Raw genomic sequence first — 11144 nt, 5'->3', positions numbered from 1 at the left:
AACCGGGAGCAGCATCATGAGCCACGAGCGCGTCGCCATCGTCACCGCCGGCGGCAGCGGCATGGGGGCCGCGGCCGCCCGCAAGCTGGCGGGGGAGGGGTTCCGGGTCGCAATCCTGTCCTCGTCGGGCAAGGGCGAGGCCCTGGCCGAAACCCTCGGCGGCTTCGGGGTGACGGGCTCGAACCGGTCGCCGGACGATCTCGCCCGCCTCGTCGAGGGCACGATGGCGCGGTGGGGACGGGTCGACGTGCTGGTCAACAGCGCCGGCCATGGGCCCAAGGGCCCGCTGCTCGACCTGACCGACGAGGACTGGACCCGCGGGATGGAGGTCTACTTTCTCAACGTGGTGCGGCCGACCCGCCTCGTCACGCCGATCATGCAACGCCAGGGCGGCGGCACGATCATCAACATCTCGACCTTCGCGGCCTTCGAGCCCGAGCAGGCCTTTCCGACCTCGGGCGTCTTCCGCTCGGGGCTCGCCGCCTTCACCAAGCTCTTCTCCGACCGCTACGCCCCCGACAACATCCGGATGAACAACGTTCTGCCGGGCTTCATCGACAGCCTGCCGGAGAAGCCGGGCATCCGCGACCGGATTCCGATGGGCCGCTACGGACGCGAGGACGAGATCGCCGCCGTGGTCGCCTTCCTGGCCTCCGAGGGGGCGGGCTACATCACCGGGCAGAACCTGCGGGTCGATGGAGGGATCACACGGTCGGTATAGGCTGCCTCCGGTCCGGGTCCGGGACCCTCGAATCCGGCGACGATTCGGGACCGAAGGTCGTCGTCTCGCGACGGATGGTGCGATGCCCCGCGCGAGGCGCACCCGCCGCTCATCCCGGAGGAGCGGCCTCCGCGGCGGCGCGCAGGCCCGACAGCGTCACCGAGCCCTCGCCGAGCCCGACCCGTTCCCGCCCGCTCGCCAGCATCAGGGCCAGGGCGTCCTTGAGCGAGGCGTCCGCGGGAAGGCGCGGCGCGTCGCCGGCGGCCTCGCGCTCGGCGTGGTCGCGGGCAGGGAGCAGCGAGAGGCGGCGCAGCAGCCGGTCGCCGCCGACGAACTCCGCCGCGAAGGCGTCGGCGGGGGCGGCGAGCAGGGTCTCAGGCCGCGCGACCTGGACGAGGCGCCCTTCGCGCATCAGCGCGACCGTGTCGCCCATCCGCACCGCCTCATCGATGTCGTGGGTGACCATCAGCACGGTCTTCTTGAGTTTGACCAGGATCCCCCGGACCTCGTCCTGCAGGCGGGCGCGGGCGACCGGATCGACGGCACCGAACGGCTCGTCCATGAGCAAGACCGGCGGGTCGGCGGCGAGCGCCCGGGCGACGCCGACGCGCTGGCGCTGCCCCCCCGAGAGCGCGTCCGGCCGCCGGTCGCGGTACTCGCCGGGGTCGAGGCCGACGAGGTCGAGCATCGCGTCGACCCGCTCCCGGATCCGGGGCCGGGTCCAGCCGAGGAGGCCCGGCACGGTCGCGACGTTCTGGGCCACCGTGCGGTGCGGAAACAGCCCGACACCCTGGAGGACGTAGCCGACGCGGCGGCGCAAGCCGATCGGATCGAGTCCGGCGACGTCGCGCCCCTCGACCCAAACCCGGCCGGCACTCGGCGACACCAGGCGGTTGACCATCTGCAACGCCGTCGACTTGCCGCAGCCCGAGGGGCCGATCAGCACGCAGGTCGTGCCGGCCTCGACCGCGAGGTCGAAGGCGTCGAGCGAAGGCCTGGTCTGCCCGGGATAGGTCTTGCCCGCACCCTCGAAGCGGATCATCGGCACGCCTCCCGCGTCGGACGCCCGGCCGGGCTCAGCAGCCGTGGCAGATCGACCCGAGGGTGCGCTTCATCCGCACGTCCCAGGCCTTGTCGCGGGCCGCGGTCGCGGCCTGGGCCTTGCGCAGGGATTCGGCCGAGTCGGGCTTGGGAGCGGCCGGCTTGGCCGCTCCTTGCGCGGCACCGTCGACCCGGCGCGGCTGGCGCCGGCCGGCGGCGGGCGCGGCCGGCGCCGCGTCGGGCGCGGTGACGCCCGCGGGCGGCGTGCCGAGCGGGGCGGGGGCCTCGGTCTGCGCCGAGGCGGTGCCGGCGGCGAGGGCGAGGAGGGTGGTGGCGAGGAGAAGGCGCATGGTGGGTCTCGGGCGCCGCCCGCTGGGTCGCGGGACGGCGGAACGGGCAATCGTCCTCCCTTATGCATCTTTCGGCCGGCAGGGACACCGGCGCCGATCGGCGCATCCGGGTCGGTGTCTGGCGCGCGTCCGCACATGTCCTCACTCGTCGCCGGTTGGCACCCGCGTGCCCGGGGGTGACAGGACCGGTCCGCTCCGGCAGGGTCGGCCTCCCGCCCGCGAAGGACGCCGATGACCCGACGCCCCGATCCCGCGCCCCGCGCGCTCCCGACGCGCCGCGACGCGGTCGAGGCGGCGCTCGCCCGCCTCGCCCCCAAGGTGCCGGACTTCGAAGCGGAAGCGATCGTCGATCGGGCGCTGGCGAGCACCGGCCTGCGGAACGCGGCGCCGGAGACCGCCGCCTGGCTCGGCATGGTGTCGTATGCCCGCCACGTCTTCACCGAGTACGATTCCCTCCTGGAGGAGGGCTACGACCAGGACAGCGCCCGCCACTTCGTCCTCGACGACCTCAACGCGATTCTCGCCGAGTGGGGCGTGCGGCGGCGGATCGGCGAGGACGACGAGGCGTCGGGATCGGAGGCATCCGGCGGCGCGCCGGCGTGACCGTTCCTATATGAACGGGTGATGCCGCCCGACTGCACAGCCCGATGACCGCCCCGATCGCCGACGTCCTGATCCCGCTCGCCCTCGACCAGGCCTATAGCTACGCCGTGCCGCCCGAGCTGGCGCTGGCGGAGGGCGACGTGGTGCAGGTGCCGCTCGGGCCCCGCGAGATCGTGGGTGTCGTGTGGAGCCTGCGCGACGGCGCCGGCTCGAACCTGAGGCGGGTCACCGGCCGGATCGGTGTCGAGCCTCTGAGCCCGGCGCTCCGCCGCCTCGTCGAGTGGATCGCCCGCTACACCCTGGCGCCGAAGGGCTCGGCGCTCGCCATGGCGCTCCGCCTGCCGGAGGAGAGCCGCACCGAGACCGCCAAGGTCGGCGTCCGCGCGACCGGCATGCCGCCGAGCCGGATGACTCCGGCGCGGGGCAAGGTGGTGGCGGTGGCGGCCGACGGCGTGGTGCGGGGCAAGCGGGCGCTCAGCCTGGAGGCCGGCGTCAGCGCCAGCGTGGTGGACGGGCTGATCGACGACGGCGTGCTGGAGACCGTGGCGCTCGCCCCCGAACGGGTCGCCGAGCCGCCCGATCCCGATCATCCGCACGATCCCCTCTCCGAGCCCCAGGCCGAGGCGGCTCGCGCCCTGATCGCCACTCTCACTGCCCCGCCCGCCGGCGGGGGGGCGGCGGGAGAGGGTGGCGTGACGCTGCTCGAAGGCGTGACCGGCTCGGGCAAGACGGAGGTCTATTTCGAGGTGGTGGCCGAGGCCCTGCGCCGGGGCGTGCAATCCCTGGTGCTGATGCCGGAGATTGCGCTCACGGCGCAGTTCCTCGACCGCTTCGCCAAGCGCTTCGGGGTCAGGCCCGCCGCCTGGCATTCCGGAATCGGCGGGCGTCGTCGCGAAAAGATCCGGGCCGGCGTGGCCTCCGGCGAGGTGCAGGTGGTGGTGGGCGCCCGCTCGGCCCTGTTCCTGCCGTTCGCCAAGCTCGGGCTGATCGTCGTCGACGAGGAGCACGAGGGCGCCTACAAGCAGGATGACGGCGTCTGCTACCACGCCCGCGACATGGCGGTGGTGCGCGGCAAGCTGGAGAATGCCGCCGTGGTCCTGGCCTCGGCCACGCCCGCGATCGAGACCCGGGTCAATGCCGAGCGCGGCCGCTACCGCCGGGTGGTGATGCCCGAGCGCTTCGGCGGACGGCGCCTGCCGGAGATCCGCGCCATCGACATGCGGGCCGAGAAGGTGCCGCGCGGGCGCTACCTGTCGCCGAGCCTCGTCTCCGCCATCGCCGAGACCAACGCGCGGGGCGAGCAGGCGCTGCTCTTCCTCAACCGCCGCGGCTACGCCCCGCTCACCCTGTGCCGGGCCTGCGGCCATCGCTACCAATGCCCGAACTGCTCGACTTGGCTCGTCGAGCACCGCTTCCGCCGGGCGCTGGTCTGCCACCATTGCGGCCATGCCGAGCGGCGCCCGGAGGCCTGCACCGAATGCGGCACCTTCGACAACCTGACCGCCTGCGGGCCGGGCGTCGAGCGCATCGCCGAGGAGGTCTCCGCCACCTTCCCGGACAAGCGGGTGATCGTCCTGTCGAGCGACTTTCCCGGCGGGGCCGAGCGGTTGCGGGCCGAGCTCCAGACCGTGGCCGAGGGCGGCTGCGACATCGTCGTCGGCACCCAGCTCGTCGCCAAGGGCCACAACTTCCCGCACCTCACCCTCGTCGGCGTGCTCGATGCCGATATCGGGCTGACCTCCGGCGATCCCCGCGCGGCCGAGCGCACCTTCCAGCTGCTCCAGCAGGTGACGGGCCGGGCCGGGCGCGGCGAGAAGCCGGGCCGGGCGCTCGTCCAGAGCTACCAGCCCGAGCACCCGGTGCTCTCGGCGCTCATCTCGGGCGATGCCGAGCGCTTCTATGCCGAGGAGACGGCCGCCCGCGAGGTCGCCGGTCTGCCGCCCTTCGGGCGCCTCGCAGCCTTGGTGATCTCCTGCACCGACCGCGAGGCGGCGGAAGCCCATGGCCGCGCGCTCGCCCGCGTCGCCGAGCCGCCGCCCGGCGTGATGGTGCTCGGCCCCGCCGAGGCGCCGCTCGCGCTGGTGCGCGGCCGCTACCGCTTCCGCCTCCTGGTCAAGACCGAGCGCGAGATCGACCTCCAGAGCTATCTGCGCGATTGGCTCGCCCGGGGGCCGAAGGTGCGGGGGAATCTCAGGGTCGGGATCGACGTCGATCCGCAGAGTTTTCTGTAGCGCGGAAACTCGAACACTCTGACCTCGCAGAGGACCGCTGGGGGGTGGGCAGACGTTAGATTTCGGCAACGGTTGGCGTTCCCTGATGGAATGCCATCTGCCAGTTGCCGTCGATCAGCTTCCAAACCGAACTGCGCAGCGTATGCATGTCCGGTACTCCTTCCACCTTCCGAACGGTTCTATAGGTTAAAAGCACGACGCCCGCAGAGAGGGTCCTCAGCTCGTATCCGTAGGCGGTCAGCTCCGATCGCTCGCATTCCTGCTCCGCAGCCAGTCTGCGAACGACTTCATCTTTCCCGTATGCTCCACCAGATCTTCCGAATTCAAGAAAATCATCTGCCAGCAGTGCGGCCACCTTATCTTGTGAGCTACGAATGGCGGGATCATGCAGACGCTCTTCCAAGGCTCTCACAAGATCCAGTTCGCTGGGCGAAGCCGTCCTCATATCCACTACCATCCTGGGTCAGCTTGCTCGAAATGTCCGCGAGAGGTCGAAGGTACCTACTCATATCGCCAGACTGATCCCATCCTGGCCTCGGGTCACCCCGGCACCGCCGCAGCCCCTACCGCTCGGCAGGTCCCTCCGGTCCCGCCGAGCAGCCGGTCCACCGCCGCATCGAGCTGCGGGTCGCGTCCCTCGGCCCAGGCGGCGGGGTCGGCCGGGCTCGCGAGGTCCGGCAGCACGTCGGTGTTCTCGAGCCGGGTGCCGTCGGTGCGGTAGAGCGGGATCTGCGGCAGCCCGTAGGTGAGCCGCGGCACGATCGGCGAGGGTACCCACCAGACGAAGGTGCCGGTGCCGGCCACCGGCTCGCCGACGAGCGGGCCGATGCCGAGATCGTGGTAGCCCTGCGGGAAGATCGAGGCGTCGGAATAGCTCGCGCCGTTCATCAGCACGGCGGACGGGCGGATCCAGCGGTCGCGCGGGTCGCTCTGGACCGGGCCGGAGCGGGGCGCGAAGGTCAGGTAGGGCCGGCCCGAGAGCATCGTGAGCAGCTGGTTGTGCAGGTTGCCGCCGCCGTTGAAGCGCACGTCGACCACCAGCCCCTCGGCCTGGCCGAAGCGGCCGAACACCTCCGCGAAGGTGCTGCGGTAGGAGGCGGCGTTCATCGCCCGCACATGGACGTAGCCGAGGCGGCCGCAGGAACGGGCCGCCACCGCGTCCCGGCGCCGCCGCCGCCAGCGCTCGACGGCGAGGTCGCGCTCGCGCTCCAGGCTCACCGGCACCCGTCGCTCGCGCAACGCCGTCCCGTCCGGCTTGAGGAACGCCACCTCGATCCGCCGGTCCTTCGTGCCGCGCAACAGGCGGCGCAAGCCGCCTTCCTCGGGCACGGCCTCACCGTCGATCGCCGTGATCACGTCGCCGGGGGCGAGCCGCGTGTCGCCGGCATCGAAGGGGCCGGCGGGCAGGATCGCCGCCACCCGCATGCCGGGACCGGCATAGGTCTCGTCGTAGAAGAGGCCGAGGGAGGCGGTCTCCTCGCCCGGCGGCACGCTCGGGCTCAGGAAAGCGCGGGTATGCGAGGCGTCGAGCTCGCCCGCCATCTCGGACAGGAGCTCGGCGAGGTCGCGGGCGTCCGCCAGCGCCGGCAGGAAGCGGGCGTAGCGGGCCCGCATCGCGTCCCAATCGACCCCGTGCATCCCGGGATCGAGGAACTTCGCCCGCGTCAGGCGCCAATACTGGTCGAAGCCGGCCGCGAGACGCGCCGCCGGATCGTGTCCCGCCTCGGCCTCGACCCGGACATGGCGCGAGGTGCCCTTGGTCAGGTCGATTTCGGTGAAGCCGTTGCCGGAGAGGAACGAGAGGGTGCGCTGGTCGCGGCTCAGCCGCACCGGGGAATAGCGCTTGGCGGGCACGTCCGAGAAGACCGTCCGGCGGGTGCCCTGGCGCAGGTCGCGGATCGTGCCGGTGAGCGCGTAGCCCTCGCCCTTCGGCCGCTCGCTCTGCTCGACGACGAGCAGGCTCATGCCGTCGCGCAGCATCATGGCCTGGACGACGTCGACATGGCCCTGCGACAGCCGGTGCTGGCGGTCCTCCAGCCCGTCCGGGTCGAAGGCCTGCGGCTCGGGTGCCGGGCGGGCGGCCATCCGCTCCGGCGCGGGACCTGCCGCTCCCGGCTCCGCCGCTCGGCCCGGTGCGGAAGTCGTGGCCGCCTCGGGCAGGACCGGCGCGCGCAGGCGGGCCTCGAAGGCGTCCCGGGCCCGGCGCGAGGCGAAGACCGCGTCGATGTCGGCGGGCTCGGCGGCGCCGGAGGCGGAATGCAGGTCCTCCGGCTCGCTGCGCCAGACCAGCATCCCGCCATCCGGGCTCCACTGCGCCTCGCCCTGGCCCTCGCCCGCCGGCGCCACCCGCCGGGGCGGTAGCGAGCCGTCCGCCGGCACCACCGCGACGTTGTCGGTGAAGCCCCGGTCGAGCTGGACCGGCAGCGCCAGCCAGCGCCCGTCCGGCGACCAGGACAGCCACCACGACGCATCGCGATAGGGATAGAACCGCCCCGGCGGCACCACCTCCCGGTCGGCGCCGGTTGCCGGGTCGAGGACGTGGACCGCGCTGCGGTCGTGGATATAGGCGATGCGGCTTCCGTCCGGCGACCAGGTCGGCCGGAAGGCATCGCCCGGCGGGGTCGGCAGCGCCCGCTCGATCAGCCGCGTCGCCTGCGCGAATCCTCGCTCGTCGGCTTGCGCCGGGGTCGCTTCGTAGAGGCCCCAATGGCCGTCCCGCTCGGCGGCGTAGACGAGGCGGCGGCCGTCCGGCGAGAAGGCAGGGCCGCGCTCCTCGCCGGCCGTGCGGGTGATGCGCTTGACCGACTTCCCGTCCCGCGAGGCGACGTAGATCTCGCCCTGGGCCACCAAGGCGACCTCCTGGCCGCCCGGCGAGGCGATAAGGTCGTTGAAATCCGAGAGGCGGGCCGGCACCTCGTCGGAAAAGGTCGCCTCCGACACCGTGACCGGCACGGGCTCCGGTGCCGCAGCGCCCCGGCGCAGGCGGTAGATCTGCCCGTCCCGCGCGAAGGCGAGGTCGCCGTCGCGGGAGGCGGAGAGGAAGCGCACGGGCGCGCCGTCGAAATGCGTGACCGGGTGCGGCACCCTGTCCGCCAGGGACAGGCGCCAGACGTTGAGCGTGCCGGACGCCTCGCCGAGATAGGCGATCTCCCCGCCCGGCAGCCAGACCGCGCCGCGGTTCTCGCGGGTGCCGTCGGTCAGGCGCTCGTGGCGGCCGGTGGCGGCATCGTAGAGCCAGACCTGGCGCACCGCCTGCGACACCTGATGCTGGCGGAAGCGCTGCTCGATATTGGGGCTGGTATAGAGCAGGCGCCGCCCCTCCGGGTCCCATACCGCGTCGAGGGCGGCGTTGGGCAGCACCAGGGTCTCGCGCCCGCCCGCCAGCGGCACGGAATAGACCTGGGCCGCGTATTCGGAGATGCCCGGCGGCGCGAAGGTGCGGGTCGCGTCGCCGAGGCGCCGTGAGGCGAACAGCACCGCCCGCCCGTCGGGCGTGACGCTCATCGGCCGCTCGTCGAGGGAGGACCAGGTCAGGCGCCGCGCCTCGCCGCCCTCGGTCGGGGTGCTGTACAGGCTGAGGGCGCCGGAGCGGTCGGCGGCGAAGGCGAGGTTCTGTCCGTCGGGCGACCAGAGCGGCGTCTCGGCATGGAGACCCGCGGGGGTCAGCGCCCGCGCCTCGCCGCCGGCGGCGGGCACGGTCCAGATCCGGCCCCGGACGCGGAAGGCGATCCGGCGGCCATCCGGCGACAGGGCCGGCTCCCGCAGCCAGAGTGGCCGCTCGGCGGCGCGGCCTTCCGTAGCGCACAGGAGGAGCATAAGGACGAAGCCGACTTGCGTCGGCAGGCCGACGCTCCGTCCGCCGATGTTTCTGTCGTGTTGCAGATTTTCGCCGCGAGACCGGCCACCGATTTTGCGAAATATGCTCAAGAGCCTGCGCATGCCGGACCGCCGGTGACTTGTTGCCGTCGCTCTATCCTTGCGTAAGGCAGGAATCCGGCGCTGTCGAGCGTCAGGCCACCTTTCGCGAGGCAGGAATCCCGTTGCGGCTTGTCCCGGTCTGGCGATGCGCCTCCTCGAACAGGTCGCTGAGCGCCTTGCCGGCGCTGCGGGCGATGCGGGTCGAGGCGGTTCCCTCGCTCTTCTCCGCGACGATCGCCCGGAGCGCGTCCGCGGTCCGCGCCTCGATGGCGTGGAACAGGCCCGCGGCCGCCTTGGCGTCGACACCGAGCAGCACCGCGGCGAGGTCCCGATAGGCTTCCCCCAGGAGATGATGAGCCAGGCGCTCGGCCGCCTGCGCCTCCGTCGGCGCGTCGTCGCGCATGCGTTCATCCCTCCTGCCAGCAGGGATGCACGGTGCCTCCGCTGGATTGCGCGGAGCTTTCCCGCCGGGGTCTCCGGACAGCCGCCGACCGGTGAAAGTCGGTGCTGCAAGAACCGGTCGCGGCCCTCGATCCCCCCGAGTGGCGAAACGATGCGTTTCGATCGTTTCCATTTTCAAATCGTCCGTTAGGCCTCAATCTCTTGCCGATCCGACGCGCCCGGCCCGACACAGGGCGCAGGACTCAGCGAGAAGGAGCACGCGCGATGAGCTGGCACAGTGCCGACGATCCGGTTCCCGGCGATCATTTCAGCTGCGACGCGATCCGGACCCTGATCGTGCCGCGCTCGCGCGACCTCGGCTCCTTCGCGGTGCGCCGCGCGCTGCCCTCGACCCAGTGCCGGATGGTCGGCCCCTTCATCTTCTTCGACCAGATGGGGCCGTCGGAATTCCTGCTCGGGCAGGGCATGGACGTGCGGCCGCATCCGCATATCGGGCTGTCCACCGTCACCTACCTGTTCGACGGCGAGATCATGCACCGCGACAGCCTCGGCACCGAGTTGCCGATCCGCCCGGGCGAGCTGAACTGGATGACGGCCGGGCGCGGCATCACCCATTCGGAGCGCACCGGCAGCGCCCTGCGCCGGACCGGCTCGCGGCTGTTCGGCCTCCAGAGCTGGGTCGCCCTGTCGGCGAACGACGAGGAGACCGCCCCGGCCTTCGAGCATTACGACGCCGCATCGCTGCCGATCGTCTCTGCCGAGGGCAAGACCGTCCGGCTGATCGCCGGCGAGGCCTACGGCGCGCGCTCACCGGTGCGGACCTCGACCCCGATGGTCTATGCCGACGTGGCGCTCGAGGCCGGCGCCGTCCTGCCGCTCGATGCCGATTACGACGAGCGCGCGATCTACACGGTGTCGGGCGCGATCGAGATCGCCGGCGACGGCTTCGGCCCCGGCCAGCTCCTGGTCTTCCGACCCGGCGACCGGATCAGCGTGCGGGCGAGCGAGGCCTCCCGCGTCATGGTGCTGGGCGGCGAGGCGATGGACGGGCCGCGGCACCTCTGGTGGAACTTCGTCTCCTCGCGGCCCGAGCGGATCGCCCAGGCCAAGGAGGATTGGCGCCAGGGCCGGTTCGACACGGTGCCGAACGACGCCGAGTTCATCCCGCTCCCCGAGGACCCGCCACCGGTGCGCTATCCGTGACCGGGGCAAGCGTCGTCGTCTCGCGACCGTCGGCATGACACCGTGAGGACGGCCCGGATCGGACGCCGTTCCGGACCCGGCATGCTATCGTCGTGAGCGTGCCGAACCGACCGGATCGCCCATTCGCAGCACGCACCGCCGAGGACGTCCGATGGCCCAGGAAGACTTGAATGTCTCTCTTCTGACGAATGCCTATGCCGAATGGTCCGCCAGCAAGGCCGCGAACGGCCGGTGCTGGCTGGACCTGATGGCCGATGATGCGACACTCAGATCGTTGCCGGACGGCGCCCCGGAACTGGCGTTCACGGCCCGCCGGACATCGCGGGCCGAGATCGAGGCCTATCTCGACGACCTGGTGAGAGATTGGGAGATGATCCACGCGCACATGACCGAGTTCATCGCCCAGGGCGACCGGGTGGTCGTGCTGGGCGACGTCGCGTGGCGGAACCGGGCGACGGGCAAGGTCGTGCAGACCCGGAAGGTCGATGTCTGGCAATTCCGCAACGGCAAGGCGATCCACTTCGAGGAGTTGTTCGACACCGCGGCGGCGATGGCCGCCGCGACGCCCGGCCCGGACGCCGCGGCCGCTTCGGGAACCGGAGCGGCCGTGAGGCCGCGGGACTGACCGTGTCGCCGGCGCTCGACGGGAAACGTCCCCGAGGCGGCGGATCCGCC

General features: G+C 72.2%; 10 protein-coding genes. 5 read left to right on the top strand and 5 right to left on the bottom strand.

Features of this window, described 5'->3' with window-relative positions:
* Nucleotides 1-16 precede the first annotated feature (16 nt).
* Complete coding sequence (locus AC3AOF_RS15915) at nucleotides 17-721, top strand: SDR family oxidoreductase (RefSeq protein WP_236989925.1); 705 nt, start codon at nucleotides 17-19, stop codon at nucleotides 719-721.
* A gap of 109 nt (nucleotides 722-830) precedes the next feature.
* On the opposite strand, the gene AC3AOF_RS15910 is transcribed toward AC3AOF_RS15915, so the two are convergent.
* Together AC3AOF_RS15910 and AC3AOF_RS15905 are read right to left on the bottom strand one after the other, a co-directional pair.
* Complete coding sequence (locus AC3AOF_RS15910) at nucleotides 831-1763, bottom strand: ABC transporter ATP-binding protein (RefSeq protein WP_488345868.1); 933 nt, start codon at nucleotides 1761-1763, stop codon at nucleotides 831-833.
* 34 nt (nucleotides 1764-1797) lie between these two features.
* The gene (locus AC3AOF_RS15905; protein WP_488345867.1) at nucleotides 1798-2112 is read right to left on the bottom strand and encodes a hypothetical protein; all 315 of its coding nucleotides are present in this window, start codon (nucleotides 2110-2112) and stop codon (nucleotides 1798-1800) included.
* Between the two features lie 231 nt (nucleotides 2113-2343).
* Here AC3AOF_RS15905 and AC3AOF_RS15900 point away from each other — a divergent pair, with 231 nt between their 5' ends.
* Together AC3AOF_RS15900 and AC3AOF_RS15895 are read left to right on the top strand one after the other, a co-directional pair.
* Nucleotides 2344-2715, top strand: a complete 372-nt coding sequence (locus AC3AOF_RS15900; RefSeq protein ID WP_488345866.1) for a DUF2293 domain-containing protein — start codon at nucleotides 2344-2346, stop codon at nucleotides 2713-2715.
* A 44-nt stretch (nucleotides 2716-2759) separates the two neighbouring features.
* Nucleotides 2760-4946, top strand: a complete 2187-nt coding sequence (locus tag AC3AOF_RS15895; protein WP_488345865.1) for a primosomal protein N' — start codon at nucleotides 2760-2762, stop codon at nucleotides 4944-4946.
* Between the two features lie 55 nt (nucleotides 4947-5001).
* Here AC3AOF_RS15895 and AC3AOF_RS15890 read toward each other — a convergent pair whose 3' ends face one another.
* The 3 genes from AC3AOF_RS15890 to AC3AOF_RS15880 form a co-directional block, all read right to left on the bottom strand.
* Nucleotides 5002-5391, bottom strand: a complete 390-nt coding sequence (locus AC3AOF_RS15890; RefSeq protein ID WP_236989930.1) for a nuclear transport factor 2 family protein — start codon at nucleotides 5389-5391, stop codon at nucleotides 5002-5004.
* Nucleotides 5392-5486: 95 nt separating this feature from the next.
* Nucleotides 5487-8762: a S41 family peptidase gene (locus AC3AOF_RS15885; RefSeq protein WP_488345864.1), complete on the bottom strand. Its 3276-nt coding sequence runs from the start codon at nucleotides 8760-8762 to the stop codon at nucleotides 5487-5489.
* 193 nt (nucleotides 8763-8955) lie between these two features.
* Nucleotides 8956-9267, bottom strand: a complete 312-nt coding sequence (locus AC3AOF_RS15880; protein ID WP_488345863.1) for a hypothetical protein — start codon at nucleotides 9265-9267, stop codon at nucleotides 8956-8958.
* A gap of 263 nt (nucleotides 9268-9530) precedes the next feature.
* On the opposite strand from AC3AOF_RS15880, the gene AC3AOF_RS15875 reads away from it, so the two are divergent.
* Entirely contained in the window at nucleotides 9531-10469 is a 939-nt protein-coding gene (locus tag AC3AOF_RS15875) for a pirin family protein (protein ID WP_488345862.1), read from the top strand.
* 151 nt (nucleotides 10470-10620) lie between these two features.
* Entirely contained in the window at nucleotides 10621-11094 is a 474-nt protein-coding gene (locus tag AC3AOF_RS15870; RefSeq protein WP_488345861.1) for a nuclear transport factor 2 family protein, read from the top strand.
* Nucleotides 11095-11144 lie beyond the last annotated feature (50 nt).

Source organism: Methylobacterium sp. 142-1Y (assembly GCF_057747795.1).
This window is presented reverse-complemented; position numbering and strand designations above follow the sequence as displayed.